Annotated in this window: 32 protein-coding genes and 1 pseudogene; 8 read left to right on the forward strand and 25 right to left on the reverse strand. The window is 36.4% G+C overall.

Going from position 1 to position 26,140, the window contains the following annotated elements; all coding sequences use genetic code 11:
• The first annotated feature begins 55 nt into the window (after window positions 1-55).
• The 6 genes and pseudogenes from JFT89_RS05580 (at window position 56) to JFT89_RS05605 (ending at window position 3,204) form a co-directional block, all read left to right on the forward strand.
• Window positions 56-235 (forward strand): H-type small acid-soluble spore protein, encoded by a 180-nt coding sequence (locus tag JFT89_RS05580; protein WP_002064678.1) that lies wholly within the window; start codon window positions 56-58, stop codon window positions 233-235.
• Between the two features lie 186 nt (window positions 236-421).
• On the forward strand, window positions 422-757 hold the full coding sequence (locus JFT89_RS05585; RefSeq protein WP_002064676.1) for an antibiotic biosynthesis monooxygenase family protein: 336 nt from the start codon (window positions 422-424) through the stop codon (window positions 755-757).
• A 2-nt stretch (window positions 758-759) separates the two neighbouring features.
• Complete coding sequence (locus tag JFT89_RS05590) at window positions 760-1,335, forward strand: dienelactone hydrolase family protein (RefSeq protein ID WP_201039618.1); 576 nt, start codon at window positions 760-762, stop codon at window positions 1,333-1,335.
• An 11-nt stretch (window positions 1,336-1,346) separates the two neighbouring features.
• Entirely contained in the window at window positions 1,347-1,706 is a 360-nt protein-coding gene (locus tag JFT89_RS05595) for a hypothetical protein (RefSeq protein ID WP_016094371.1), read from the forward strand.
• Between the two features lie 468 nt (window positions 1,707-2,174).
• A pseudogene (locus tag JFT89_RS30600) lies at window positions 2,175-2,583 on the forward strand (hypothetical protein).
• 33 nt (window positions 2,584-2,616) lie between these two features.
• Window positions 2,617-3,204, forward strand: a complete 588-nt coding sequence (locus JFT89_RS05605) for a VanZ family protein (protein ID WP_002011980.1) — start codon at window positions 2,617-2,619, stop codon at window positions 3,202-3,204.
• Between the two features lie 82 nt (window positions 3,205-3,286).
• On the opposite strand, the gene JFT89_RS05610 is transcribed toward JFT89_RS05605, so the two are convergent.
• The 17 genes from JFT89_RS05610 to JFT89_RS05690 all read right to left on the reverse strand — a co-directional run bounded on the left by JFT89_RS05610 (window position 3,287) and on the right by JFT89_RS05690 (window position 16,935).
• Window positions 3,287-3,457, reverse strand: a complete 171-nt coding sequence (locus JFT89_RS05610) for a DUF3951 domain-containing protein (RefSeq protein WP_002064673.1) — start codon at window positions 3,455-3,457, stop codon at window positions 3,287-3,289.
• A 62-nt stretch (window positions 3,458-3,519) separates the two neighbouring features.
• Complete coding sequence (locus JFT89_RS05615) at window positions 3,520-3,831, reverse strand: AzlD domain-containing protein (protein WP_002086437.1); 312 nt, start codon at window positions 3,829-3,831, stop codon at window positions 3,520-3,522.
• Window positions 3,822-4,550 (reverse strand): AzlC family ABC transporter permease, encoded by a 729-nt coding sequence (locus tag JFT89_RS05620; protein WP_201039620.1) that lies wholly within the window; start codon window positions 4,548-4,550, stop codon window positions 3,822-3,824. Before JFT89_RS05620 ends, JFT89_RS05615 begins: the two co-directional genes overlap by 10 nt.
• Window positions 4,540-5,376 (reverse strand): TrmB family transcriptional regulator, encoded by an 837-nt coding sequence (locus tag JFT89_RS05625; RefSeq protein ID WP_201039622.1) that lies wholly within the window; start codon window positions 5,374-5,376, stop codon window positions 4,540-4,542. The genes JFT89_RS05620 and JFT89_RS05625 overlap by 11 nt, the downstream gene beginning before the upstream one ends.
• Before the next feature lie 177 nt (window positions 5,377-5,553).
• Entirely contained in the window at window positions 5,554-6,852 is a 1,299-nt protein-coding gene (locus JFT89_RS05630) for an NtaA/DmoA family FMN-dependent monooxygenase (protein WP_201039629.1), read from the reverse strand.
• 170 nt (window positions 6,853-7,022) lie between these two features.
• Window positions 7,023-7,796 (reverse strand): flagellar basal-body rod protein FlgG, encoded by a 774-nt coding sequence (locus tag JFT89_RS05635; RefSeq protein ID WP_002064667.1) that lies wholly within the window; start codon window positions 7,794-7,796, stop codon window positions 7,023-7,025.
• Between the two features lie 43 nt (window positions 7,797-7,839).
• Entirely contained in the window at window positions 7,840-9,150 is a 1,311-nt protein-coding gene (gene flhF, locus JFT89_RS05640) for a flagellar biosynthesis GTPase FlhF (RefSeq protein WP_002064666.1), read from the reverse strand.
• Between the two features lie 14 nt (window positions 9,151-9,164).
• The gene (gene flhA, locus JFT89_RS05645; protein WP_016094377.1) at window positions 9,165-11,231 is read right to left on the reverse strand and encodes a flagellar biosynthesis protein FlhA; all 2,067 of its coding nucleotides are present in this window, start codon (window positions 11,229-11,231) and stop codon (window positions 9,165-9,167) included.
• A 23-nt stretch (window positions 11,232-11,254) separates the two neighbouring features.
• Window positions 11,255-12,301 carry a flagellar type III secretion system protein FlhB gene (gene flhB / locus JFT89_RS05650; protein WP_088292866.1) on the reverse strand — a complete coding sequence of 349 codons (1,047 nt, stop codon included), beginning with the start codon at window positions 12,299-12,301 and terminating at the stop codon, window positions 11,255-11,257.
• Between the two features lie 10 nt (window positions 12,302-12,311).
• The gene (locus JFT89_RS05655) at window positions 12,312-13,073 is read right to left on the reverse strand and encodes a flagellar biosynthetic protein FliR (RefSeq protein WP_001055697.1); all 762 of its coding nucleotides are present in this window, start codon (window positions 13,071-13,073) and stop codon (window positions 12,312-12,314) included.
• A gap of 15 nt (window positions 13,074-13,088) precedes the next feature.
• A complete protein-coding gene (locus tag JFT89_RS05660) occupies window positions 13,089-13,364 on the reverse strand; it encodes a flagellar biosynthetic protein FliQ (RefSeq protein WP_002011993.1) in 276 nt (91 codons plus the stop codon).
• Between the two features lie 33 nt (window positions 13,365-13,397).
• Window positions 13,398-14,156: a flagellar type III secretion system pore protein FliP gene (locus tag JFT89_RS05665; protein ID WP_002126633.1), complete on the reverse strand. Its 759-nt coding sequence runs from the start codon at window positions 14,154-14,156 to the stop codon at window positions 13,398-13,400.
• Entirely contained in the window at window positions 14,153-14,473 is a 321-nt protein-coding gene (locus tag JFT89_RS05670) for a hypothetical protein (RefSeq protein ID WP_000121176.1), read from the reverse strand. The genes JFT89_RS05665 and JFT89_RS05670 overlap by 4 nt, the downstream gene beginning before the upstream one ends.
• 12 nt (window positions 14,474-14,485) lie before the next feature.
• Window positions 14,486-14,845, reverse strand: a complete 360-nt coding sequence (gene fliN, locus JFT89_RS05675) for a flagellar motor switch protein FliN (protein ID WP_002064660.1) — start codon at window positions 14,843-14,845, stop codon at window positions 14,486-14,488.
• A gap of 10 nt (window positions 14,846-14,855) precedes the next feature.
• On the reverse strand, window positions 14,856-15,842 hold the full coding sequence (gene fliM / locus JFT89_RS05680) for a flagellar motor switch protein FliM (protein ID WP_002086450.1): 987 nt from the start codon (window positions 15,840-15,842) through the stop codon (window positions 14,856-14,858).
• Window positions 15,843-15,856: 14 nt separating this feature from the next.
• Window positions 15,857-16,081, reverse strand: coding sequence for a flagellar motor switch protein FliN (locus JFT89_RS05685; RefSeq protein ID WP_000775712.1), 225 nt, complete (start codon window positions 16,079-16,081; stop codon window positions 15,857-15,859).
• Window positions 16,082-16,143: 62 nt separating this feature from the next.
• A complete protein-coding gene (locus JFT89_RS05690; protein ID WP_002064657.1) occupies window positions 16,144-16,935 on the reverse strand; it encodes a lytic transglycosylase domain-containing protein in 792 nt (263 codons plus the stop codon).
• Between the two features lie 256 nt (window positions 16,936-17,191).
• Between JFT89_RS05690 and JFT89_RS05695 the strand changes: the two genes are divergently transcribed.
• Window positions 17,192-18,289, forward strand: a complete 1,098-nt coding sequence (locus JFT89_RS05695; RefSeq protein ID WP_033706619.1) for a flagellin N-terminal helical domain-containing protein — start codon at window positions 17,192-17,194, stop codon at window positions 18,287-18,289.
• A gap of 253 nt (window positions 18,290-18,542) precedes the next feature.
• A complete protein-coding gene (locus JFT89_RS05700; RefSeq protein ID WP_201039630.1) occupies window positions 18,543-19,343 on the forward strand; it encodes a flagellin N-terminal helical domain-containing protein in 801 nt (266 codons plus the stop codon).
• An 86-nt stretch (window positions 19,344-19,429) separates the two neighbouring features.
• Here the strand turns inward: JFT89_RS05700 and JFT89_RS05705 are convergent, their stop codons facing one another.
• The 8 genes from JFT89_RS05705 to moaA all read right to left on the reverse strand — a co-directional run bounded on the left by JFT89_RS05705 (window position 19,430) and on the right by moaA (window position 26,139).
• Window positions 19,430-20,482 carry a P-loop NTPase gene (locus tag JFT89_RS05705; protein ID WP_201039632.1) on the reverse strand — a complete coding sequence of 351 codons (1,053 nt, stop codon included), beginning with the start codon at window positions 20,480-20,482 and terminating at the stop codon, window positions 19,430-19,432.
• A gap of 20 nt (window positions 20,483-20,502) precedes the next feature.
• Window positions 20,503-20,991, reverse strand: a complete 489-nt coding sequence (gene moaC / locus JFT89_RS05710; protein WP_201039634.1) for a cyclic pyranopterin monophosphate synthase MoaC — start codon at window positions 20,989-20,991, stop codon at window positions 20,503-20,505.
• Between the two features lie 48 nt (window positions 20,992-21,039).
• Entirely contained in the window at window positions 21,040-21,276 is a 237-nt protein-coding gene (gene moaD / locus JFT89_RS05715) for a molybdopterin converting factor subunit 1 (RefSeq protein ID WP_201039635.1), read from the reverse strand.
• A 4-nt stretch (window positions 21,277-21,280) separates the two neighbouring features.
• Entirely contained in the window at window positions 21,281-21,745 is a 465-nt protein-coding gene (locus tag JFT89_RS05720) for a molybdenum cofactor biosynthesis protein MoaE (RefSeq protein WP_201039636.1), read from the reverse strand.
• Window positions 21,726-23,039, reverse strand: coding sequence for a molybdopterin molybdotransferase MoeA (locus tag JFT89_RS05725; RefSeq protein ID WP_201040011.1), 1,314 nt, complete (start codon window positions 23,037-23,039; stop codon window positions 21,726-21,728). The genes JFT89_RS05720 and JFT89_RS05725 overlap by 20 nt, the downstream gene beginning before the upstream one ends.
• A gap of 19 nt (window positions 23,040-23,058) precedes the next feature.
• On the reverse strand, window positions 23,059-24,078 hold the full coding sequence (locus JFT89_RS05730; RefSeq protein ID WP_201039637.1) for a molybdopterin-synthase adenylyltransferase MoeB: 1,020 nt from the start codon (window positions 24,076-24,078) through the stop codon (window positions 23,059-23,061).
• 42 nt (window positions 24,079-24,120) lie between these two features.
• Window positions 24,121-24,915, reverse strand: a complete 795-nt coding sequence (locus tag JFT89_RS05735) for a formate channel (RefSeq protein ID WP_201039638.1) — start codon at window positions 24,913-24,915, stop codon at window positions 24,121-24,123.
• Window positions 24,916-25,122: 207 nt separating this feature from the next.
• Window positions 25,123-26,139 (reverse strand): GTP 3',8-cyclase MoaA, encoded by a 1,017-nt coding sequence (moaA, locus tag JFT89_RS05740; protein WP_201039639.1) that lies wholly within the window; start codon window positions 26,137-26,139, stop codon window positions 25,123-25,125.
• Window position 26,140: the final 1 nt, after the last annotated feature.

The raw sequence follows: 26,140 nt of genomic DNA on the forward strand, positions 1-26,140 counted from the left end.
AATGGTATATTATTCCTCCTTTTTAGCAAAGATAATAATAATGGGAGGAATATAAATGAATATACAACGCGCAAAAGAGCTTTCAGAGTCATCAGAAGAAGCCAATGTCAGTTTTCAAGGCATGCCTGTTATGATTCAACACGTTGACGAAAACAACGAAACCGCCCGCATATATGAAGTAACAAATCCAAGACGCGAATTAACAGTTCCAGTTAATAGCTTAGAGGAAATATAAAAAATGCCACTTCTTTTTTTGAAGTGGCATTTTTCTTACTTTAGATTACTTAATATAAATCCCTTCTATCCTCTGTTTTACAACACCTAAAAAAAATAAGAATCTTCTACTTCTTTTCTGTTTTTAACCTGCTAAAATACAAACTATGAATTAATTATTCGCACTATACATTAAGGGGGAAAAATAGTGAAATATGATTTAGAAAAAAACAAGCCCTATTATGCAGTTATATTCACTTCAAATCTATCAAATGATACAACAGATTATAGTACCGTTTCCGAAAAAATGGAGGAACTTGCGAAACAGCAACCTGGATTTTTAGGTGTCGAAAGCGCACGTGATAATTCGGGACTCGGCATTACAATTTCTTATTGGGAGTCACTTGAAGCAATTGAAAATTGGAAAAAGAACGCCTTACATAAAGAAGCGAAAAAAAGAGGCCGTGAGCAATGGTATGAAAACTTCCACCTGCGCATCTGCCTTGTTGAGAAAGAATATAAGTTTCATAGAGGTACATTGTAACTATGAAGAAAAAACTAGCTCTCGTTGTTGTTCATGAAATATACGGTGTGAATGATCATATGCAGCACGTTATAGACCGCTTCACTTCATCTAATATAGATGTATTTTGTCCTAACCTTCTACAATTACAAAATGCATTTCATTATAGTGATGAAGAAAAAGCATATCAGTATTTTATGAATCAAATTGGATTTGATGATGGAAAAGAGCAAATTGAAGAACTCATTACTAGCCTTTCCAGTAGTTACACACATATTGGACTTATCGGTTTTAGCGTTGGAGCGACAATTGCTTGGCTCTGTAGTAACAATCCCAGAATAGATTTTATCATTGGGTGTTACGGTTCCCGTATACGTGACTATGTTCATATTAAACCTACATGTGCTACCTTACTTATTTTCCCTGAACAAGAAGCTAGTTTTTCAGTCCCCTGCTTAATGAAAGCATTGCAGCAACAAAGCAATCCGCTATTAGAAATAAAACAACTACATGGCGAACATGGATTTTTAAATCCATACACAGAAAAATATAACAAGCAATCTACAAAAGATTCATTTCTTATGAAAACTATGTTGTAAAGGAGTTTCAAATGCCACTAACATTACTATTACTCATATTCATAATAATTCCCTTCATTTCAGCATTAGCTCTCATTTTTATGACGGTTAAAAAAGGAACTTTTCTAAACCGACCATACTTACAATCATTCATCGTATGTGCTCTATTTTTTACGAATTGGATATTATATTTAATAAATTTTTATTCATTACTACCTGAGAAAGTTAGTCGATTTATATTTCTACCTATTTGGTTTTCCCTTTGCGTTTTAGGATTTATCGTTTTCGCACGCGAATGGAAGAACAATCGTGTTTTTTCCATATCTATCGGTTTTCTTTCTTTTATTAGTTTTCTATTTGGATTATTGTTGTTAGTTCTTTCGGGAATGTGACTGTGAAATGGTAGTAAAAACCTAATCACTTTATTTCATTAACAGCTTTGACCTGAACTTGGTATAATACCAAGTTCGGGTCTATTAATTTCTCCTTAATTTTTATGTAATTATTATATCTCATCTATTTTACACTCTCTTCTTGAAATCATTCCACAGTCTTTTAAACTTAGAAATTCATAGTATCAAGGAATTGTTCAGCTGCTTCATTCTCCTCAATATACTTTTGAAGTCGTATATTCATGATCCCCATATAATCATACCAATTTTAATGAATTCATTAATCACTTTTTAACAATTGAACTATCTTATCTTAAACAAATTGAAACTATATGGCATTTTCTTAATGATTGTAAAACCATTGTAAAAATTATAAATCTTTATATCTTATTATTTACACGTACAGTTAAATAGATTATTCTCTTTATTGAGAAGGCCTCTCAATAATAAAATAACAGGGAGAAAAACATGAAAACAAAAATTTTTTCTATTATTACAGCTTTAACTTTAATGACATGTTTCGCTATACCAACATTAGCAGCATCTAGTAGTTACAGTTTTAAAATGGACTATCGAGTGGTGGATGGTAGTAAAAACAAACAGTTCCACACACTGTCTAAAGGAAGTGTATATATCAATGGGAGCGCATATATATTCTACTGATGGAGGAGCGATGGGACCTTACGATGTAAAATATACTCTGTACAGATCTGCATGGGGTCTGGACCCTAGTTATGGAACAGTTAATGGCGGCATAAATAAATCTTTCTCTGGTGCATACAATGTTGATACAAATTCAAATGAATACTACTTATTTATTTGGAAAACAAATGACGATGGACAGAATGTAAAAGGGAACGGAAAAATATCTAATTAAAATATTGCTACTAAACTATGAGGGATTTTAAACATGCTAATTGACTTTGATGGTTTTATTCTTATTGGAGCATTTATTATATGGTTATTTTTACTCCTCTTTTTTAAGTTACACCTAAAAAAGAGGAACATGTACTTACTATTTTTTTCAATATTTTATTTGTACCTTTGTGTAGTACTTAATTATACTCAATTCCCAATTATTATAGATGAAAATATGAAAAAAGAAATTGGACAAAATGTTTGGAGAGATGCTAATTTTATACCATTCAACACGGAGCATTTCGCTATAACAACATCATTACTTAATATACTACTAACAATTCCTTTTGGCTTTGGTTTTCCTTACATAAAAAAGACGAATTTCAAACAAGTTGTTTTATCAGGAATTGTCTTAGGGTTCTTGTTAGAAAATCTACAACTTTTATCAGCACTTTATGCCGGATTCACTTTTCGATATGTCGATATAAACGATGTAATTTTTAATTGTATGGGTGTCATTTTAGGGTATGGTATATCAAAAGGCTTTACCCTTGTGTATAGAACATTTATACACAAACTTGATATTAAATTGAATTCCTTTTTAAGATATATTTATGAAACGAACAATTCCTCAACATGACTTCCCTTTTACATTAGCATGTTCTATAACGTTTTATAGAACATTATAAAGCAAGAAAAATAGAAGAAAGAAAAGCCAACATTCAACTTTTCTTCCTTCTATTTTTATCTTTAGATTTCACTGTTACTGATTCACAAGGTGTGTAGTAAATTTGAGGTGTCGCCTTATCAACCACCATCATAAACGTAATAAAACCGATAATAAAGAAAATGAATACCGTTAATAAAATAGCGCCTATCGTTAAAAGTATCATAACACCACCCCTATATATTTCATGTTATTACACCTTTCGCTATTATATGAGCTGAATCCTTTTTAGAAAAATAAACGTAACAAAATAATTACAATGACTCCTGTTAATACTGTTCCTAATAAACTACGAGTATATATCGCTACGAAGAATGTCGGGATTGCCGCAATGATATAATCCCACTGCACTGTCTCATGCATAAATAATACTTGTGCTAAAAGTGCTGCTAATATCGCAATTGGTATGTAATTTAACCATTTTAAACCCCAGTCTGGAATTTGTAGTTTACTAAATACGAGAAGAGGTAAAATACGTGGTACGAGTGTGACAGCTCCGGCTGCTAGTAAAAGGAATAATACGTCCAATCTTACTTCCATTTTTCAATCACCACCCCGATTGTCGCAGCTAAAAGTGTTGCGATAATAACTGCTATACTATCTGGCATAAATAAGTGTGAAACGTATGCGATAATAATCGCTACAATTGCAACAGTAAGATGAATTGCTAGTTTCGGTTTGCTACTTATAAGCTGAAGAACAAATAGTCCGATAAACATTGCTGGTAATGCATAATCCATCCCGTACGTATGTGGATCTGGTATCCATTCACCAAAAAGCCCGCCGATAATCGTAGCGATAATCCAATTTAAATATGCTGTTACATTAAGCCCCATCATCCATTTCTCGCCTAAATAGCCTTTTTGCGCTGCTTGTTGCACTGCAACACCGAAAGTTTCATCTGTAATTTGCGAACCAATTATTAAGTTTTTAAATAGAGGAATCTTTGTGAAATAAGGTGCGAGTGCCGCACTCATTAATAAATGGCGTAAATTAACAAAGAACACGGTAAAAATAATTGCGGAAGCAGGAGCACCAGCTGCATACATACCAGCTAATATAAATTGGGCAGAACCTGCATAAATTAAAGTGGACATAAAAGCAATTTCAATGATGGAGAAACCAGCTGTTTTCGCAATTACACCAGCCGCTATACCAATGCTCAAATATCCAAATACAGTTGGTAAACAATCCTTTACACCTTGCTGAAATGAATCATCGCTCTGCAGTGTCATATGTGCTTGAGCTTTATTCACCATTATCTCCCTCCATTTCTTCTATAGTACGTTTTCCTGTTACGACATGAACTAAATCTATGTTTTCACGCCATAATGTATCTAATTTATCAGCTCCAAACTCCTTCGTAATCTCTTCCACCATAATGTCGTGCCGAACATATTCTGTAGCGACGAGAACTAAAGCTGGATCATACGTTGTAACGGCCCATGAAGTGCTATCATTTGAAAAGTTAGCAATTAATACTTCTTCCCCATCACGCGCGATAACAGTTAAATGACCACCCATTCTCTTTTCAACGACGTGAGGCGTCATATAATTATGGTGAAATGTCGCTCCTATTTTTGTTTCTGGAGCACCAAATAAAATTGAAAAAATATGTACGCCTTCCGCTTTCTTTTGATGAATCAATGGCTCAATCTCTTGCACTTGATCTTCCCATACAGAAATCCATAACTCTTCTTTTGCTCTATTAATTATATTGCATATTTCTTTCAAAACACGATCATTTGAGCGAATATGCGAAATCACATCAATTTGTCGCTCTTGTTCTAAACAATTTAATTTTCGGTCTAGAAATTCAAAGGACTTTTCAAAATCTTTTCGCATTCGATCCATTAATTCCGTAGCTGGCACTGGTACATATTTCACTGGTTCAGAAGGAACTAAATGTACTGCACCTTTATCCATCAACTTGCCAAGTACTTCATAAATCATTGAACGGGGTACTCCTGTTTGTTTACTAACTTCATAACCTGTTACTGGGGAATGTTTTAATAAACCAATATACGCTTTACATTCATACTGGGAAAAACCTAACTTTTGTAACTCCTTTATTATTTCATCCATCGGTAACCCCTCACAATTTATATAGCTCTAATTTCAAAACGACGATTTCACTTTCCATTAGTAGTTATTGTTATACCTACTAATATAAAAAAGAAGCCTCTACAAGTCAACTGACAATTCCGAATTTTCATCCGAAATAAAAAGCCTTCTTTTGAAAGGCTTTTTGTACATAATGAATTATTTCAACTGTAGAGCATTTGATATATTACCCTCCAAATGCTCACGTAAGGTTGAACCTGTATACTCTTCTCTAAATACACCTGCTCTCACGAATAAAGGAATCACTTCACTAAAGAATAAATCCAATGATTTTGGAGGACCGCCTGGAATTGCAATAAATCCATCTAGTGCCCCTGCTTCAAATCTTTCCATAATTTGCTTACAAACATCTTGTGGTGTGCCAATAGCGACCCAATGAGCAGAACCAACAACTTCTGGTCGTTCTAGTATTTGCTCAACAGTTGGTTCATTTTTTATGATGAAATTCCGTAATAATTCGGCATGTGTTTTACTACGTACAGCTTGATTTCTACTTGGTAGCATATGTTCAGTAACCTTACTTTCTAATGATATCCCTCTAACATCTAATCCGAGAACCATTTCGAGTAAAGCGTACCTCTTCTCTTTTGTAAGGTGTTGATGAGCTTGCCTGTGCATTTCTAGTGCTTCTTCATATGAATCACCAATAAAGAAATATAAACCAGGTAATACACGTATATCATCTTGCTTTCGGCCATGCTTTTCTGCTCTTCTTCTTAAATCTTGACGAAGTTCGATTCCTGATTCTACATCTGGCATTGCGGCAAAAATCGCATCCGCAACAGAAGCAGCGAAATTCCGGCCTGACTCTGAAGCACCTGCTTGAAATAAAGGCATTTCCCCAGAAATATGTTGTGGGATATTAAGTGGACCTTTCACCTCAAAATGCTCACCACGATGCTCAATTGGCTGTACCATCTCTCTAATTACATCTGCGTTGTCTTCTTTCAAAACTTCATAAGGATGACTCCTCCAAAGTTTTCTTACTAACTCTGTACATTCTGCCGCTTTCGCGTATCGTTCCTCAGATGGTGGCATCCCTGTCTCACCAAAGTTTTCAGCACCATCAATTGATGTGACAATGTTCCATCCTACTCGGCCGTTACTAATCCAATTTAAAGATTGTAGTTGCCTCGCTAGTATATATGGTGGATAAAATGATGTTGACGCGGTCGTAACCACTCCAATCTTTTCTGTTGCATACGCAATAGCAGTAAAAAGTAATGTTGGATCTAAAATTACATTCCCCTTATTACGTGCAATTAAATCTGGATGTGCCACTAAATAATCCGCTTTAAAAACAAAATCTAACTTAGCTTTCTCTGCCAGTTGTGCTAACTCTACTTGTTCATCGATTCCTGAATCAAACTTATTCTCTTGTTCTTTCTTTCTAGAAATCAAACATAACCCAATGCAAAGTTGTTTTTTTGTAGACATATATACACACCTTCCCCTTAGTTTTTAATTCACCTAGTTAAACAAGTGCCGCTAACATAACAGATTCCATTATTTTTAAACTTAATAATGATATTGATAATCATTATCATTTTATGATGTAACTGAAACAAAAGCAAGAACAAAAAAAGACTCCCGCTATCGGGAGTCCTTTATCTCAATATTTCATTTGCTTCTTTTTCATAAATTTTATCAAATGAAGTCATAATACGTTGCGATGCTTGAATCATTTTTTGACTCGACATAAGATCTGCCATCTCTTTCGTCATATCCACATTTGAATTTTCTAGCATATGATTTTTTACTATTCCTGTTCCGTTCGGTAAATCAGCGAGGTTACCTTCTGCTAGTGTAAAACTTTTATTTTCTCGTTGCACAAGGCGAGCATTCGTTTCTGCATCTACTGTTTTCGTTTGCAAGCGGCCAATATTATTTTGTGTTACTTCATCGTATAATGTACCGTCTGCTTGTACAGCTACCTTTGCTCCTTCTGGAATACGAATACGTTCATTATTCTCACCCATTACGAAAGCACCAGATGCTGTTTGTAAATAACGATCACTATTTAATGTAAAACTACCGTCTCTCGTTAAAAATGTTTCATCATTTTTAGATGTAACGAAAAATGATGATGTGCCAGCCGCACCGTCGTCTAAAAAGAAATCTGTAGCACTATTTGTCATTTGTATATTTCCTTGCACTAAGTTCACATGCGTCGCAGCTGGTACTACAGCGTAATCAACCGAACCGATATTTGTCATCGCGCCGTCACCGCGGCGATATGTGTCTTGTACATCAAATACTTTAGAAGTCATATTTTCTGCTTTAAATCCTGTGGTTTGGGCATTTGCGACGTTATTCGAATGAACATTAATATGCTGCATGTAATTCATCATACCCATAGAACCTATATAAAGACCGTTCATACTTGTTTGAATAAGGCAAGCGCCTTATTCTTCACCTCTTTTCTTACGATGTTTGTAACATTTGTTTTGCTAAATGTTCAGCTGTAGCGATATGTATATGTTGCTTCACGTCTTGTCCGTCTGTCATTAATACAATTGGAGCCGATGAAACTGCTGGAATTTTCAACAATTCACCACTACTCGCTGTTTCATCAAATTTCGTAAATACGATTCCATCAATATGAATATCTTTAAAATTCGTAATGATTTCAATCATATCTTTACTTTTCATAGAAGCAGATAACGTTAAACAAATATAATCTGGCTCTACTTGCCCCATCGTCTCAATCATTTCTTCAACCGTATCTGACGTACGATAATTCTTTCCAGCCGTATCTATTAAAATATAATCGACGCGAGCTTCTTCTTTAAAATAAGTAAGTGCCCTTGCCATTGCGGGTTCATCACGCACAGCGATAACTTCTGATCCAATTGTTTTCACGTAATCTTGCAGTTGCTGTACCGTTCCGATGCGAGAGTGGTCTGTTGTAATAAAACCAACCGTTTTTTTCTTACCGTGAAACTGCCACGCCATTTTCGCAAGTGTCGTCGTTTTTCCAACGCCAGTTGGACCGATTAATGCAATTGTTTGTACCTCTTTTTCAAATACGTTTTCAGTATTGAAATGAGATCTCATATCTTCCAATATGTATCCGATGACTTCTTCTTCTGTAATCATCGTTGCATTCTCAAACTTCACTTTTAATTTTTCAGCATATGCATGGATGAAATATTGTTCCACATCGTTTTGTTCTAACATCCGAATTACTTTTTGAATAATAAATGGTACAGATTCCTGTTTTTCTTTTTTTATAACTACTTCTTCTTTCTTTACAGGAATAGCTTGTTTCACAACAGGCTGTTTTTTGGCTACTTTCGTCTCCTCCGTACGTTTCACAACGACAATACCTTTTTCAAACAGTTGTAATAGTTTCTCTTTTTTTCTTGCCCATTCTTCACTATTCCCTGTTTGCATCGCTGCGTATGACATAGAAGTCGTTACGTTTTCTAAATTGTGCAAGACAGATTGAATTCCATTCACCTTCACGATTTCTTCTGAAGGTTCACCTACAACATCCATTAATTGTTCATGAAATTGAGTTGTTCCTTCGCTATTTTCATCCTGTTTACCTTCAGGAAAAGCGACTAACATTTCATAATTCTTTTTCCAAAAAAACGGGATATTTCGTTTTACACTTTCATCGACAACGTAGTAATAATCTGTACCATATTGGTCAAATAATTTTCGATACAATTCATTTTTCGAAGCTGCTTTTATTCGCATTAACGCTTCTTTTTTTTCTGTACTTTCCATTACTTCACCTCCTACTATTCAATATAAGCAATTTGATCTACAACAATTTCTGGTGCCAATTCACTAATACATAATACTTTAGCTTCTATTTGATAACGTTCAAGAAGTCTCACAATCGCAAATCTGAAATCTTTTCTGCGTGTTAATAATACTGGCTCTCTTCCCATTAAACGCGCTTGTTTGAAAACGCGCTGTACTTGCTCTACTACTCTCGTTTCTAAATCTAAATCCCAGTTTAATAAATAACCTTGGTATGAATTATTAACAACATCCGCATCCAACTCAAGCGAATCAGCGAAAAGCGCTGCATAAATTTTCCCGTCAGGATTTTTCGCACTCTCACAAATAACTTTTGAAATACATTCACGAACAAACGCCGTTACACCATCAACATGGTTTTGATAAATTTCTTTCCCGTCAATAATACCTTCAATAATTGTCGGTAAATCACGGATTGAAATTCCTTCTTTCAGAAGCTGCTTAATAACATTTTGAACGAGTGATAAATCGATTTCTTTCTTCTTAATTTCTTCTAATAAAACGCCATTATCATTTTCAAGCGAGTGAATCAAGTCTTTCACATGTTGACGCTGAATTAACTCATGAAGGTTACGTCTAACGACAACATCTAAATGCGTAATTAAAATGCTAAGCGGCTCTAACACTTGATAGCCCTTCATTTGTGCATCTTGTACCATATGCTCCAAAATCCAATATCCATCTTCACCAAAAATTGGATCTTTCGCTGGTTCTGCATCTAAATCAGCCATTACGTTCGGCGTTTTCAGTGCTAGTAAATAACCTGATTTTAAAACACCTTCAGCAGCTTTCGCACCTTTAATACGAATAATGTAACGTCCGCGCGGTCTAAAACTCGTATTATCTTTAAAGTTAATTCCAGGAACGTTAATACCAAGATCAGTAATAATCGACTTCCTCATAAGAACAACTTTATCACGAGCTGTTTCCCCGTTTATCTTCTGCTTTACAAGTGCCGCTAAATCTAAACCGAGCTCTACAATAATTGGATATTTATCTGTAAAGACTCCGAATGAATCTTCCACTTGTTGCAGTTGCTCTTCATCACCTTGAATCATTTCTAATTCTTTTTGAAGCTCGTCTTCTTTTTCTTTCTTTATTCGCTTTTTATTACGAACTCCTAAGAAAATAATCGTGCCTCCAACGAGAGCAAATGGTAAAAATGGTAGCGGTGTAAAAACACCCATTGCGATAAATAAACCACCGAGTGCATATACAACAACTTCATGCGCTAATAACTCTTTAAAGATTCCTTCAGTTACTGTATCAGCTGAACCGTCAAATACACGCGTTACGATAATACCTGTTGAAATCGCAAGCATTAACGAACCGATTTGGTTTACAATTCCGTCACCGACAGTTAACTGTGTATAGTGAATAGCCGCATCTGCAAAGCTCATTCCTTGCTGCATCATACCAACAATTAAACCGAAAATAATGTTTACAAATAAAATGACAATCCCGAAAATAACGTCCCCTTTAATGAACTTTCCGGCACCATCCATCGCTCCGTAAAACTCTGTTTCCATATTTAATTTTTTTCGTTTCGCCTGTGCATCTTTTTCTGTAATAAGACGCTGATTCAAGTCAGCATCGATAGACATTTGTTTCCCTGGTAAAGAATCAAGTGTAAAGCGAGCTGCTACTTCAGCTGTACGAGACGCACCGTTTGCAACGATAAACTGGAATATGATTAAAACTATAAAAATAACGATACCAATTAATAAGTTCCCGCCAATTACGAACTGACCGAACTCTTCAATAACATGACCCGCATTTCCGTCTGTTAAAATCGCTCGCGTCGTCGAAACGTTAATCGATACGCGGAAAATCCCGATTAATAACAACATCGTTGGAAATGACTTTAATTCATCCCACTCGTTAATACTTGTAGCTCGCATATAAATAAGCACTGACATACTTAGTAGAAAAACGATAACGATATCAAGTATAAATGGTGGAAGTGGAATTAAGAGCGCCACAACGAATGACGCTGCTAAAAAGATAGAAAAATAGGTTCTTGCAGAATCCATCTTAAACAAAGAGATCCCCTCCAAACGCGCTATTATACTTCAAGTTCGTTCGTTTGAATTAAATAGCGCATAACTTCAATTACAGCTACGTATAAATCTTCTGGAATCGTCTCGTCTTCCTCGACTTGATAATATAAAGAACGAGCAAGCGGACGGTTTTCCACCATTGGTATTTCTTGTTCACGGGCAAGCGTTCGTATATATAGTGCGAGCTCATCTTCCCCTTTTGCAACGACAATAGGCGCTGCATCAACTTGTTTATTGTAACGAAGCACAACTGAAATGTGCGTCGGGTTGTTCACAATAAACGTTGCACCATCCATCTTCTTCGCAATTGTCCCTTGCAAGATGGCATGCATAAAGTTTTTTCGTTTCCCCTTTACTTGTGGGTCCCCTTCATTATCTTTATGCTCCCTTTTCACTTCTTCTTTTTTCATCTTAATATCTTGTTCGTACTCCCATTTTTGATAAATGAAATCAATAATAGAAAGAACGATTAAAATAATTAAAATGGCTAAAAAGATAAATTTAATTTGGCTAATAATCTCAGTAAGTGACGCTGTCCAGTTAAATCCAATCATACTAACAATCTTCTCTAAATTCTTTTTAAAGAGAACGTACGAAACGTAACCGATTAATCCCATATAAAACAGTGATTTCAAAATATCTACTAAACTTTTACGACTAAACAATCTCGTAAAATAGTTTTTCGGATTAATACGTGATGCTTTCGGCTTAAGTACTTTAGAAGAAAATAAGAAACCAACTTGAATCATATAATTGAACAAATGAAAAGCATATACAAGTATTAATATAGGAGCCGATACTTTCAGAAGTAATATGCCCATTAAATAAAAATACTCTGTCGAATCTGTATTTTTTCCAATTTGATCAAACAGTACCGCTACGGAATGTGCAATCTCATAGCCGAGCCAATCTCCGAAAAAGTAAACGACAACTGCTAATACAAGAATGGAAAACAAATTATTTAAATCTTTACTCCGGGCGATATTCCCTTCTTCACGCGATTTTTTACGCTTCTGCGGGGTGGCCTTTTCTGTTTTATTATCCTTTGCCATGCGTGTCCCCCTACTTCGTTAAGAAAAAGTTAAATAGTTTCGTATACTCTTCCAGTAATACGTCTGTCATATTTTTAAACACATAACCGAGCATCGGTACACTCATCGCAATAAACAAAATACCACACGTTATTTTAATTACGTACGCATTCATAAAAACGTTTAATTGCGGTGCATTTTTTGCGATTAAAATAAGGACGAAATTAATAATGAATAGACTGCCCATAAGTGGCAAAGCAATTTCAACCGCTGATGTAATTGCAAATAATAACGTTGCAAGTAGACTATCTAAAAAACTAGTCGTCAACAATTTTGAAATCGCCTCTGTATATTGAAACGACTTTAAAATCGTGGCAACGAAATAGTTAATGCCGCCCAGTGAAATAAAAATAATAAGAAAAAATATATCAAAAATTGTTGATAGCAAAGTGGACTGTGACCCTGCATTTACATCAAATAAACTCGCCTGTGATAAACCGATATCAAAGTCTAAAATATGCCCTGCCATTTTCGGAATGTTCCACAGCATCTCTACAATTTTTGAAAGTGATAACCCAATTACAATTTGCGTTCCTGCATAAGCTGCTACATCCCAAACTGTCTTTATATGAGAGACATCCACTTGATCTGCCACTGTAATCGAAAGAGCGAGTCCAAATGTAACCTTTGCCATCGCCGGAATTGATCGACCTGAGAAAAACGGTAGAAAATATAAAAATGAAGTAATGCGACAAAACGCAAAAAACGTCGCCGCCCATAATTCCATATTCATTTCAGTTCACCTATCTTAGTACGAACGCAATAGCGATGGGATTTTATCAAATAAATCTAAAATAAGCATCGTTAACTCTTGAAACATCCACGGACCTAAAATGATAATAACGAGTACAATACTCGCCATTTTCGGTAAAAACGTCAGCGTTTGCTCTTGAATTTGCATCATCGCCATAATAACCGCGATAATAATAACGACAATCATACTTACAACGGCAATCGGCATTAAAATCATAACCCCTTTATAAAAAAAGGTTTGGAAAATATCTATAATTGGTGACGTATTCATTTATATGACTCCTATCACATAGCATCAAACGCTTCAGGCGACCGTCTTAAACATAATATCGACGATTTTTGTATATCCACCTAAATATACGAAAACGAGTATTTTAAATGGTAAACTTAAAATCATCGGCGGTACCATCATCATCCCAAGGTACATTAAAAGTGTACTAATAATTAAATCAATAAAGACAAACGCTAAATAAATGAACATCCCTGTAAGTAACCCTTTTTGAATTTGCGTTAACGTAAAGGATGGCACAAGCGTAAACAATGAAAGATCCTTTAAATCTTTCGGCAACTCTTCTCCACGCACTTTTAGCATCATTTTCAAATCATGCTTATACGTATGCTTCGACATATAATCTTTCATAATCGGAGCTGTCGTTTCCGCAGCTTGACTTACTGTTATTTTTTCTTTCGTCATCGGGTCCCACACATCACTCTTTAATTGACCAAGCACTGGCTGCATTGTAAACAGCGATAAAAATAATGCGAGTCCAACAAGCACTTGGTTCGGTGGTAAATTCATAACCCCAAGCCCTTGACGAGTAATCCCAAGAACAATCATAAAATAAGTAAAATGCGTAAATAAAAGAACGATAGAAGAAGATAATGATAGAAGGGTAACGAGCGCGAATAGTTGTACACTTGAATTACTCGTAAACTCTTTTCCATTTTCGAAATTAATAAAGCCGTTCGGGGCTGCATACGCTGGATTTACAAAAACAAATGAAAAAATAATAGAAAATGCGAAAATAACGGCAAATAACGATAACTGTTTCTTTATTCTCATGATGGATCCTCTACTTTTTTCGTTTCACTCTTCACCGCGTCTTCTAGCGCTTGTTGAAACTGATTTCCTGTTCCTGTTAATTGCACAGATTGTACACCATTATTACTTATAACAGTAAACACTTGCTTCCCGTCCACTTCAAATAAAAAGGCGCTCGTTTGATGATTTAAATAAACACCGTCTTTCACTTGAATATGGCCGTTTTCACCTTGCTTAAAAAACTGCTGTTTGCGCGTCTTTTTCGTCATATAATATGCACCATAGCCGAGCGCACCAAACAGTAAAACGACTTGAAATAAGGTCGTCATATACGACATATGACTCCTCCTCTACTCTTTATCCTGCATTTGATTTTGCGCCTTCATAAGCGCCGCGTGTTTCTTGTCAGCTTCAATTTCAGAAATAATAATGCCAAACTTCTCGTCCATTACTATAGCTTCACCAATACCGACCTTCATATCACTTAAATATACATCTACTTTATGACCTAAATTTTTCTCTACTTCAAGAACATCGCCAACTTTTAATTGTTTCACATCGCCAAGCTGAATCGATGACTTCCCAAGCTTTACACCAAGTTCAATCGAAATATCCGAAACGGTATCAATATGCGCTTTACCTGCTTCATTTCGCTTCCCTGCAAATTCTTCTAATCCCATTAATGACACAGGAGATACTTCATGCTTCATATGGATCCTCCTACTCTATAAAACTTTTAAATAGGAGCGCCTTACGCGTTCCATCTTTCCCGATAAAACAATTAAATTTATGCTTTCCATCTACATAACCACGTAGTTGGTCTGAAACCTTTGTATGAAGCGGAATAATATCGCCTTCTTCAATTTTCTCAATCTCACCAATCGTCATCTTTTGCTCACCAATCGCAACGTGAACAGGTTTGTACACTTGATTTACTTTCACTTCTACTTCAGACGTATACTTTTTACGCTTATCCGAAGAATGTTCGACAATATTTTCAGACGTTAACTTATCCATAATTTCTTCAACAGATAAGAACGGAATACCGATACGAACTGTCGTATTCCAAAACTCTGTTTTCATATTTACATTCAGTAATGAAATAATATCGCTTGGCGTTGTAATCTTCAGCGCATTCGGATCTGTCTCCGTCGTTACAAACTTCGGTTCAATCGCAACAACGCTTTCAAATGATTGCTCTAAATTTTTACAAAGAAGCAAGAATATATTATCAAGCGTTAAAAATTCAAACGCCGTTAGCGGTCTACGCATCGTAAAGTTACGCTTACTATCTCCGCCAAGCCAGCATTCATGAATATATATAACGAACGCTAAATCAATCTCAATAACAATTTCTCCAAGCTCTGGTAAACCGAGATCTATCACGCAATATAAATAATAATCTTTCGGCATTTTCTCCACATACTCACTCGTAAATGGAACTTGCTCAACCGTTGAAGGCTCTAGTTCAATTGGAATACGCATACGAGCTGACAACGTCTGTGACGTCTGCTTTCCAAATGTAGACGCAATCGCCTGCAAACTACGTAAATGTTCAACACCAAACTTCTCTGGTCTATTAAAATCATACTCTTGAAATTTATCTTGCTTCCCTGCTTCTTGTGCGAAAGCTGGCATTTCCTCGCCTTCATTTACCGCCTTCAGCAGGGCATCAATTTGCTCTTGGCTTAATTTTTCGCCACTCATGACAATCCCCTTCCCTACCTTTTCAATTCAACGATTTCAACGTACATTTTCCCATTCTTCGTCAAAATCTTTCCGGTTCCAATCTCTTCATTTTCAAGCATAAGACGCACCGTATTTTTCGTTGAATTTTCAAGACGATACAATGTACCTTTCGTAATATGAAGCAGATCTTCAATTTTCTTTTTCGTATTTCCGATTTCAAAATAAATTGTTAACGGAATATCATCTTGTAATTTCAAATCTAGCCAACTCCCATATCATGTTCACGAAAATTTCATGTTCTCTCTATATATGAAATTTCTTATTTTGAAACGTCGATATTTAATATTTTTTTAATATATCCTTGCGTTTCTTTAAATGGCGGTACGCCTCCGTACTTTCTCACATTACCAGGACCAGCATTATAAGAAGCAAGCGCCAATACTAAGTCACCGTTATTTTTCTTTAAATAACCACTTAACTCTTTCACGCCGCCTTCAATACTTTCAGCTGGTGAAAATGGATTTTTTATACCCATCTCTTTCACATTCGCTGGCATAAGTTGCATAAGCCCCATCGCCCCTGCATGTGACACCGTCTTCGGATTAAAATTAGACTCCACTTCAATCATTTTTTGAATTAACGTTTTCGGAATTCCATATGTACGACTAGCGCGATCAATAATATCCTCATACTTACCTTCATTGGAAGAACGTATTTTTTGAATATTATACTTCTTCGTTAATTCCCACGTATCAGCAGCCTCATTTTTCGTTTCTGGGAAACGTCGTTCAAACTCTTTTTGTGCGACTTGCACTTCATCTACTTTCTTCGTTTCAGCTTTCTCCGTCTCCTCAGGCTTACTCGCTTCCTCTACTCTATTAATAGATTCTTCCGGTTTATTAACAACCGTTTCTATTTTCGTAGATTGTACCGGCTGACTCATATCCTCTACTTTTGCCGGCTCTTTAGCAACTTTCGACTCCTTCGCAGGTTCACTCTGCAATTGATCTTGAAAACGACTACTAACGAACGCCTGCGGACTACTTAACTTTTGCTGAATTTGTCCTTTTTTATATGCAAGAACTTCTTTTACTATATTTCCAACTACCATAATATCACCTTTTCGGTAAACAAAGATAATCTAATATTAGAGTTTTTTTAAAAAGTTTGCAATAATCCTTTTAATAATATTTTAATAAAAAAATGAATAGATTGTTAAACTGTTATTTTTTTATATTCATTAATTCGAATTTTTAGTTGACACCCGTTGTAGCAAGGATTACAATAAATCTCGAAATCGATTTTTTCGCATATTACCGTTTTTCAATTTGCAGAAAAGTCAATATAAAAAAATGGGGGTTCTTAACATGAGAATTAATACAAACATTAATAGCATGCGTACTCAAGAGTACATGCGCCAAAACCAAGCAAAAATGAGCAACGCTATGGACCGTTTATCAAGCGGTAAACGTATCAACAACGCTTCTGACGATGCAGCAGGTCTTGCAATCGCAACTCGTATGCGTGCTCGTGAAAGCGGGCTAAGTGTAGCTGCTAACAACACACAGGACGGTATGGCACTAATCCGTACTGCAGATTCAGCAATGAATTCAGTATCTAACATCTTACTTCGTATGCGTGATATTGCTAACCAATCTGCAAATGAAACAAACACAGATGCGAATAAAATTGCTTTAAACAAAGAGTTTTCTCAATTAAAAGAGCAAATCACTTATATCGCAGAAAACACACAATTTAATGATAAAGATTTACTAAAAGGCGATAACGTTATTAAAATTCAAACACTTGATTCTGATAAAGCCAGCAAACAAATTGATATTAACTTAAATGCTGTTACCCTTAATAAACTAGGTCTTAATGACGTAAACATTGGTTCTGATAAACTAGAACAAAAAGATTTAGATATTGTTACAGCAGCAATGTTACGAGTTAAAACTCCAAATGCAAATGCTACAGTTAGGGATAAAGACGTTCAAGATGCTAAAGAAGCATTCGATAAGGTCAAAGGATTTATCACAGACAAAACTCAGGTTACAGAAGTTGAAAATGCATTTGCAGCTTATGCTACGGCAGATACTGCAGGTAAAGATGCTGCTGCTACACTTATTGACACTAAATTTGCTGCTGCTGCCACTTTACCTGCAGCAGGCGCAGCAACTAGTGCAGACGCACTAACTGCTGTTAAACAAATTGATGATGCGTTAACAATGGTTGCTTCTAACCGAGCAACTCTAGGTGCTACATTAAACCGTCTTGACTTTAATGTAAACAACCTTAAGAGCCAATCTTCTGCTATGGCTTCAGCTGCTTCTCAAATCGAAGACGCTGACATGGCGAAAGAAATGTCTGAAATGACTAAGTTCAAAATCTTGAACGAAGCTGGTATCAGCATGCTTTCTCAAGCAAACCAAACGCCACAAATGGTTTCTAAATTATTACAATAAGCCATTTGATTTAGTTTCCTGAATAAACCTCTCTGCTTGCGGAGAGGTTTATTTTTTCTATATAGATAGATTAAAAGATTTTTTTTAGCTTAAAGAGAAGCTCTAGCCATATTTAGTAGCGGTCAGGGCCTATTTTATCCTCGTTCCGTGTATGAAAACAAAAAGATAAAGTGAGCATAAGCCCCTTTTTCTTTTCATAACCGTTTATTAACTTTAGAACACTAACTATATCAATCTATAAGGAGTGTCTATTATGCGTATTGGTACGAATGTTTTGAGTATGAATGCTAGGCAGTCGTTGTATGAGAATGAGAAACGTATGAATGTTGCGATGGAGCGTTTAGCGACTGGTAAGAAGTTAAATGATGCATCTGATAATCCAGCTAACGTTGCGATTGTGATTCGTATGCATGCGAGAGCGAGTGGTATGCGCGTTGCGATTCGTAATAATGAAGATGCGATATCGATGCTTCGCACAGCGGAAGCTGCTCTTCAAACTGTGACGAATATTTTGCAGCGTATGCGTGATTTAGCTGTTCAATCTGCGAACGGTACAAATTCAAATAAAAACCGTGATTCACTGAATAAAGAGTTTCAATCTTTAACAGAGCAAATTGGCTATATTGGCGAGACAACTGAGTTTAATGATTTATCTGTATTCGATGGACAAAGCCGTCCTATTACGTTAGACGATATCGGTCATACAGTAGATATCACGAAACATATTCCCCCTTCCCCTAAACAACATGACATCAAGATTTCAACTGAACAAGAAGCAAGAGTGGCGATTCGTAAAATTGAAGAAGCTTTACAAAATGTATCACTTCATCGTGCTGATCTCGGTGCGATGATAAATCGTTTGCAATTTAATATGGAGAATTTAAATAGTCAAAGTACAGCGTTAACCGATGCTGCTTCTCGAATTGAAGACGCGGATATGGCGCAAGAGATGAGTGATTTTTTAAAGTTTAAATTGTTAACTGAAGTTGCGCTTAGTATGGTTTCACAAGCAAATCAAATTCCACAAATGGTTTCGAAGTTACTACAATCTTAAATATAACCTTTAAAACTATTGAAATAACTCCATAAAAAATAAAAAGTGGGATACATACGTGCTATGTATCCCACTTTTATATTAACCTATCCTTTATAAATAATATCCTCTGCTAAAGAATTAAACATTTCCCCAACGAGTGAATCTTCATCATATACACACGAGCCATTATTCTCTTCACGCTTCGCAAACGGTATTTGGGCGATTACTTCTGTTTGCAGTTGTTCTGCTAACATTTCGCCGCCACCTTTTCCGAAGAGGTAGTTTCTTGAGCCATCTTGTTCTTCGTAATATGCCATATTTTCAACGATACCTAAAATATCGTGTTTCGTATGTTTTGCCATTACTCCTACTCTAGATGCAACAAATGACGCTACGTTATGAGGCGTTGTAACGATAATTTCCTTCGCTTGTGGAATCATCGCAGCGACATCAATTGCAACATCTCCTGTTCCAGGTGGTAAATCTAGAAGGAGATAGTCTAACTCTCCCCAGTGCGTGTTCGCAAGGAAGTTTTGAATCCATTTGTTTAACATTGGGCCGCGCCACATAACGGGGTTATTACCTTCTGTGAAGAATCCCATCGACATAATTTTAACACCGTGACTTACGACCGGGATTGCGGTTTGATCGATCATTGTTGGCTTTTCATTCGTTTCCATCATAGCCGGGATGCTGAACCCGTATATATCTGCATCTAAAATCCCAATCTTTTTCCCCATACGTGCTAACGCAGTAGCAAGATTAATCGTCACAGTTGATTTTCCGACGCCTCCTTTTCCGCTTGTTATAGTAATAAAACGCACCCCTGAATCGGGTCGCAGCATACTAGGCATGCCTGTTTCTGTTCTAGCCTCTTTCTTTAAAGACGCTGTTAATGTTGCTCGTTCTTCTGATGTCATTGAACCGAATGTTACGGAAACTTTTGATGCCTCAATATTTCGAAGAGATTCTTCAATATCTTGTTGAATTTTTGCTTTCAACGGACAACCTTGAATTGTTAAAACTACTTCTAGCCCAACTTCTGCACCATCAATTTGTATATTCCTTACCATGTTTAATTCCACAATACTTTTGTGTAACTCTGGATCTTCTACATGGCTTAAAGCGTTCATAATCTGTTCGTGAGTAATCATCATTCACATTCCTTCCATTGTAATTATTTTACCTCGTGAAAAAAGTCTCCGCTTTTCCCACCCGTTTTTTGTACTAAATATGTTTCTTTTATAACCATCGTTTTATCAATAGCTTTGCACATATCGTAAAAAGTAAGGGCGGCAATCGATACGGCAGTTAATGCTTCCATTTCTACACCTGTTTTCCCACTACATTTTACTGTCGCTCGTATGATCAACTCATACCCATCGGTTTTCTTTTCATAACGGAACGTAAAGTCTGTTCCTTGGATTAATATCGGGTGACACATAGGGATTATATCCGATGTTTTTTTAGCACCAATTATGCCAGCCACTTGTGCCACTTGAAGCGGATCACCTTTTTTCAATCCACCACTTTGAATTGCTTGAAATAGTTCATTTGATAAAGAAATTGTACTTTGCGCAACAGCTGTACGTGTTGAAATATCTTTTTGAGAGATATCAACCATTTTGGCTCTGCCCTCTTCATTCCAGTGCGAAAATTCACTCATAATGATCCTCCTTAACGTATGAAAGATTTAATGCTCGAATAGAAAAAATTAACCTCCACTTACAGGCGGGATAAACGCGACGGTATCTCCAGGTTTTACAACATCTTCGTCCGTTACAAATTCTTCATTGATTGCTGCCATAACTTTATCTAGCGTCTGTAATTGATAGTGATCTTTCAGCCATTTTTTCAATTGATGAACATTCATCTCTCGTTTTTCTATTATTTCTAATCTCTCTGAGCCGACTTCTTCTCGTAAATTTGCGAACAGTAAAATTGTAATCATTCTCTCATTCTTCTTTCTTTGGTTTTCCTTCTGGATATGGAGTATTTTCAAGTTGATCTCCAATCCACTCCGTTCCATCTTCCCAAAATTCTTTTTTCCAAATGGGGACGATTCTCTTTATACGTTCAATTGCGTATTCATTCGCTTCGTACGCTACTTTACGATGTGGGGACGATACTGCAATGACAACGGCGATATCCATTATTTCTAGTCGTCCTACTCGGTGCGTAATTGCTATTTTTGCATCCGGCCACTGTTTCTTAATTTCTTCTCCAATTGCAGTAAGCTTTTTTACCGCCATCGGTTTATATGCTTCATACTCAAGATGTAACGTTCGTTTTCCTTTCGTTACTTCTCTAACCGTTCCAATAAAAGTTGTAATTGCTCCCGCTTCGCGTCTTGCTACTTTATCCGTTACTTCTTGAGCTACAATCGGATTATCTACAATTTCAAATCGTGCTTGTCCCATCAAAACCTCTCCCCACTTTACGGAATGTCCAAGGCCATTCACTACCTTCGTTATCTTCTAATAAAAGAACGTCTACAAACATCCCTTTCTTATATCCTCTCGTACCACCTAGTAATACGATAAAAATGTTTGATTCTACTAATGAAGAGACGGAACTAGATTTATCAAATCCTGATGGATAAGCGATTAGTTGTCCTTCGTTATACTTCAGCTTACCTCGTACAAATCTTGTAAATGGATTAGGTTTTAGAAAGTCTTCTCCGAGCATTGCTTTTTCTCGTTTTACATGTGGTGTTTCGCTAAACATATACGCACGAATGCTAGGTCTTACAAATAATTCAAAGCCTACGTAACAAGCAGATGGATTACCTGATAATCCGAATAATAATTTTCCTTTTAATTGTGCTACGGTCGTGACGCTACCCGGCCGCATAGCAACTTTGTTGAAAAGAACTGATGCGCCTAATTTTTCGTATATAGCTGGCAAATAGTCATAATCCCCTACTGAAACACCACCAGTTGTAATTAACATATCAACTTCGCTTAACGCTCTTTTCACTGCTTCGTAGCACGTATTCAAATCATCGCTAAACTGTCCAAAATACTTTACTCTTCCACCTGCTCTTCGAATTTGAGACGATATCATATACGTATTACTATTTCGAATTTTCCCAGGTTGTAGTTCTTCATTTACATCGAGAAGCTCACTTCCAGTCGCTAATAGTCCTATGACTGGCTTTTTCGCGACGGGCACTTCGCTATAACCGAATGTAGCAAGAAGAGCAGAAATACCTGGATTAATGTAACAACCCCTTTTTGCGAGAACGGTTCCTTTACGTGCATCTTCACCTTGAAAGGATATATTATCCCCTTCTTTAAATGAGCGCCTCACTTCCATATAGCTTTTTCCGATATTCTCATATTGACGATGACGAGTCAGTTCTAGCATGACGACCGCGTTACATCCTTTCGGAATTTGTGCCCCTGTCATAATTCGAACTGCTTGAAACGCTCCTACTTCTTTAGGAAATACGGAACCTGCTCCAATTTCACCGATGACTTCAAATACGATTGGATTCTCACGACTTGCTCGCGAAGTATCTTCTACCCTAATAGCAAATCCATCATATGGTGAGCGGTCGAAAGAAGGCACATCGTGATCAGCTACTAAATCGTCTGCTAATGTACGTCCGTATGCTAATTCCAGTGGTACTAGTTCTTTTACACCATAATTAGCAAATGCCATCACTTTATGAACAGCCTCTTCAACTGTAATTGGCACTCTTCTTTCCATCATTACCAATCCCTCTCTATTATCCTAATAACCGATAGTATAGTTGTTTCGCTTTTTGAATTTCATTCGTGCCATGAATAAATACACGACCATCATGAAAAATGACGATCCGATACTCTTCTAATTGGCAAGAGAGCAAATACGGATTTCGATCTACTTTCCCGTGTTTTTTTAATACTTTTTCTAAATCGTCAAAGTTGTAATGATTATTATGCGCCGGTCTAATTTGAACTGTATTTCTTCCGCATAAAACAGCTGTCTTCGTTTGATTTTCGTATGATAAATAAGGATAAGTTCTATTTGTTCCGCACGAAGGACAGCCTTCCGTTTTGATTTTTCCTAGTTTGATAGAATGATATTGATTACTCCATATATCAAACATTAAAAATGTTTTCCTAACTGCTTCGTAATCTTCTACTAAAATTTTGAATGCTTCTGCCACTTGGTACGCTGAGACGATTTGAACAGCTGGACTAATAATTCCAACTGTGTCACACGTTGCCCCTCCTGTGACAGGAACACTTTTCAGTACACAATGTAAGCACGGTGTTTTCTTCGGAATAATTGTATAGCTCATGCCATAACTTCCGACACAAGAACCGTAAATCCAAGGGATATTGTGTTTTTGTGATGTGTCATTGATCACAAATCGAATATCGAAATTATCTGTGGCATCAATAATGACATCGACACCACCTAGTAAAGCTTCCATATTATCTACTCTTGCATCCATGACAAGAGCTTGAATTTGTACTTCTGAATTAATTTTTTGTAAACGATTCTGTGCTGCAATTGCTTTTGGCAACTTTTCTATCGCATCTTGTTCAGCGTAAAGTTGTTGCCGCTGTAAATTGCTCCATTCTACGTAATCGCGATCAATAATCGTTAATTTTCCGATACCTGCACGTACAAATGACTCTGCACTGGCACTTCCTAATGCACCTGCCCCTACTATTAACACATGCTTATTTCTAATCTTCTCTTGCCCTTCTTTTCCAATAGGAGTGAACAACTGTTGTCGTGAATACCGCTCTATCATGAGATAACCTTCCTTTCATCTGAAAATCAACTTCATATACTGTTATTTTTTCAATACATCTTTCTCGATAACACTTTGTTTCTGATAACAAGAAAAATAAGCGAATCCAACAAATCCCGCTCCGCCAATTACATTTCCGATAAAGACTGGCACAAAGTTTTTCGCAAGATCCATCCACGTAAGGTGCCCCGCAAAAATAACTGCTGAAATGACAAACATATTTGCTACTACTTGCTGAAATCCAATGACGACAAATGCCATAATCGGAATCCATATTCCAACAATCTTCCCAATTAAATCGTTCGTTCCATATGCTAACCAAATTGCTAGGCAAACGAGCCAGTTACAACCAATTGCTAAAATTAACGTTCTCCCGAAAGATTCATGTAACTTATCTTGAGCTATCGCTATCGTTTTATTTAAATACGCACCCTCTGTAAGCCCGCCAAGATGACCGAAACAATACGCTACGAAAAGTGCACCTGCGAAGTTAGTTAAAGTGATCCACGCCCAATTGTTTAACACATGTTTCAATGAAATTTTCCGTGCATAAAGTGCCATGGCCATTGACATCATATTTCCTGTAATTAATTCTCCTCCCGCCAAAACTACGAGCATAAGTCCGATTGGAAAAACCGCTCCTCCTATAAAATTGACTAAACTTCCCCATTGCTCCGGTACATTACCTAGAACACGAATATTAAGTAAAAATCCTAACGAAATGAATGCTCCTCCTAAAAAGCCAAGAATAAGCATTGCGGATAGCGGTTGCCTTACCTTTTGAACACCGGATTCAATCACAAGCGCCGCGATTTGTTCCGGTTTGTGAAATGCCATAACCAATTCCTCCATTTTTTTCATCTAAAAAAAGCAGCACCAAAAACCCTTAACATCGTAAGGATTTTTGAATGCTGCTTAATCTCTCTGCATATCTCTTACAGAAATATCAATCATCATTTTTACTATACTTATAGAAAGTGTACAAAACTTGCACATTTCCCACTATTTACGTTAACAAAGAGAATCCATATTCATAGTAGTTTCTCAGCCACCGATATGCGACATTTCAATTTTCGGCATTGTTTTTTTATTCGTATCGCTTAATCGTTCATCTGAATAACGGTCTGAACGATTATTCCAAATGTCACGAATACCATTAGTAATCTCCTCATCCGTATATCCAGAGCGAAGTAATTCTTTAAGATCGTTTCCTTTAGAAGCAAACAAACATGTATACAATTTTCCTTCTGCGGAAATACGTGCTCTTGTACATGATGAACAGAACGAATCTGTTACAGATGAAATAATTCCTATTTCTTCATCACTACCGATATAGCGATAACGTGTCGCAACCTCACCAGGATAGTTCGCTTCAATACGTTCAAGCGGCATCACTTTATGAATCATCTCTACTATTTCTTGCTTAGAAACTACTTCGCCTAATTCCCAGCCGTTATAATTACCGACATCCATATATTCAATAAATCGTAAAATATGCTTATTTTCTTTAAAGTACTCTGCCATCTGAACGATGTCTTGCTCATTTTTCCCTTTTTGAACAACCATGTTCATTTTAATTTTCATTCCGACTTCCGCTGCAGCCTGTATTCCTGCCAGAACCGTTTTTACTTTACTTCTATTCCCATTTAAATAAGAGAAACGCTCTTCGTCCAAAGAATCCAAACTAACTGTCACACGAGATAAACCGGCCTTATATAAATCAGGAGCAAATTTTTTAAGTAATGATCCATTTGTCGTTAAACCAATATCCTCTACTCCTTCAATTTCGTTTAACCGTTGTATGAGTTCAGGTAGGCCTTTTCGGAGTAAAGGCTCTCCCCCAGTAATGCGTAACTTTCTTACACCTAAAGAAACGAAAATACGTGTAATCCTTTCAATTTCATCAAAAGATAAAATTTTATCATTAGACAAAAAAGAATAATCACGACCAAATATTTCCTCCGGCATACAATATCGACAGCGAAAATTACAACGATCAGTAACCGAAATACGCAAGTCCTTTAAAGGACGATCCAATTTGTCTAATGTAACAGATTTCATA

Origin of the sequence: Bacillus sp. TH25 (assembly GCF_016650935.1) — a bacterium.
In the GTDB taxonomy this organism is placed as follows: Bacteria; Bacillota; Bacilli; order Bacillales; family Bacillaceae_G; genus Bacillus_A; species Bacillus_A mycoides.

What these genes read in the sequence shown, in the direction of transcription:
- JFT89_RS05580 (WP_002064678.1), top strand. Translation starts at nt 56, where the DNA reads ATGAATATACAACGCGCAAAAGAGCTTTCAGAGTCATCAGAAGAAGCC.
- JFT89_RS05590 (WP_201039618.1), top strand. Translation starts at nt 760, where the DNA reads ATGAAGAAAAAACTAGCTCTCGTTGTTGTTCATGAAATATACGGTGTG.
- JFT89_RS05595 (WP_016094371.1), top strand. Translation starts at nt 1,347, where the DNA reads ATGCCACTAACATTACTATTACTCATATTCATAATAATTCCCTTCATT.
- JFT89_RS05605 (WP_002011980.1), top strand. Translation starts at nt 2,617, where the DNA reads ATGCTAATTGACTTTGATGGTTTTATTCTTATTGGAGCATTTATTATA.
- JFT89_RS05610 (WP_002064673.1), bottom strand. Translation starts at nt 3,457, where the DNA reads ATGATACTTTTAACGATAGGCGCTATTTTATTAACGGTATTCATTTTC.
- JFT89_RS05615 (WP_002086437.1), bottom strand. Translation starts at nt 3,831, where the DNA reads ATGGAAGTAAGATTGGACGTATTATTCCTTTTACTAGCAGCCGGAGCT.
- JFT89_RS05620 (WP_201039620.1), bottom strand. Translation starts at nt 4,550, where the DNA reads ATGGTGAATAAAGCTCAAGCACATATGACACTGCAGAGCGATGATTCA.
- JFT89_RS05625 (WP_201039622.1), bottom strand. Translation starts at nt 5,376, where the DNA reads ATGGATGAAATAATAAAGGAGTTACAAAAGTTAGGTTTTTCCCAGTAT.
- JFT89_RS05630 (WP_201039629.1), bottom strand. Translation starts at nt 6,852, where the DNA reads ATGTCTACAAAAAAACAACTTTGCATTGGGTTATGTTTGATTTCTAGA.
- JFT89_RS05635 (WP_002064667.1), bottom strand. Translation starts at nt 7,796, where the DNA reads ATGAACGGTCTTTATATAGGTTCTATGGGTATGATGAATTACATGCAG.
- flhF (WP_002064666.1), bottom strand. Translation starts at nt 9,150, where the DNA reads ATGGAAAGTACAGAAAAAAAAGAAGCGTTAATGCGAATAAAAGCAGCT.
- flhB (WP_088292866.1), bottom strand. Translation starts at nt 12,301, where the DNA reads ATGGCAAAGGATAATAAAACAGAAAAGGCCACCCCGCAGAAGCGTAAA.
- JFT89_RS05655 (WP_001055697.1), bottom strand. Translation starts at nt 13,073, where the DNA reads ATGAATATGGAATTATGGGCGGCGACGTTTTTTGCGTTTTGTCGCATT.
- JFT89_RS05660 (WP_002011993.1), bottom strand. Translation starts at nt 13,364, where the DNA reads ATGAATACGTCACCAATTATAGATATTTTCCAAACCTTTTTTTATAAA.
- JFT89_RS05665 (WP_002126633.1), bottom strand. Translation starts at nt 14,156, where the DNA reads ATGAGAATAAAGAAACAGTTATCGTTATTTGCCGTTATTTTCGCATTT.
- JFT89_RS05670 (WP_000121176.1), bottom strand. Translation starts at nt 14,473, where the DNA reads ATGTCGTATATGACGACCTTATTTCAAGTCGTTTTACTGTTTGGTGCG.
- fliN (WP_002064660.1), bottom strand. Translation starts at nt 14,845, where the DNA reads ATGAAGCATGAAGTATCTCCTGTGTCATTAATGGGATTAGAAGAATTT.
- fliM (WP_002086450.1), bottom strand. Translation starts at nt 15,842, where the DNA reads ATGAGTGGCGAAAAATTAAGCCAAGAGCAAATTGATGCCCTGCTGAAG.
- JFT89_RS05690 (WP_002064657.1), bottom strand. Translation starts at nt 16,935, where the DNA reads ATGGTAGTTGGAAATATAGTAAAAGAAGTTCTTGCATATAAAAAAGGA.
- JFT89_RS05695 (WP_033706619.1), top strand. Translation starts at nt 17,192, where the DNA reads ATGAGAATTAATACAAACATTAATAGCATGCGTACTCAAGAGTACATG.
- JFT89_RS05700 (WP_201039630.1), top strand. Translation starts at nt 18,543, where the DNA reads ATGCGTATTGGTACGAATGTTTTGAGTATGAATGCTAGGCAGTCGTTG.
- JFT89_RS05705 (WP_201039632.1), bottom strand. Translation starts at nt 20,482, where the DNA reads ATGATGATTACTCACGAACAGATTATGAACGCTTTAAGCCATGTAGAA.
- moaC (WP_201039634.1), bottom strand. Translation starts at nt 20,991, where the DNA reads ATGAGTGAATTTTCGCACTGGAATGAAGAGGGCAGAGCCAAAATGGTT.
- moaD (WP_201039635.1), bottom strand. Translation starts at nt 21,276, where the DNA reads ATGATTACAATTTTACTGTTCGCAAATTTACGAGAAGAAGTCGGCTCA.
- JFT89_RS05720 (WP_201039636.1), bottom strand. Translation starts at nt 21,745, where the DNA reads ATGGGACAAGCACGATTTGAAATTGTAGATAATCCGATTGTAGCTCAA.
- JFT89_RS05725 (WP_201040011.1), bottom strand. Translation starts at nt 23,039, where the DNA reads ATGGAAAGAAGAGTGCCAATTACAGTTGAAGAGGCTGTTCATAAAGTG.
- JFT89_RS05730 (WP_201039637.1), bottom strand. Translation starts at nt 24,078, where the DNA reads ATGATAGAGCGGTATTCACGACAACAGTTGTTCACTCCTATTGGAAAA.
- JFT89_RS05735 (WP_201039638.1), bottom strand. Translation starts at nt 24,915, where the DNA reads ATGGCATTTCACAAACCGGAACAAATCGCGGCGCTTGTGATTGAATCC.
- moaA (WP_201039639.1), bottom strand. Translation starts at nt 26,139, where the DNA reads ATGAAATCTGTTACATTAGACAAATTGGATCGTCCTTTAAAGGACTTG.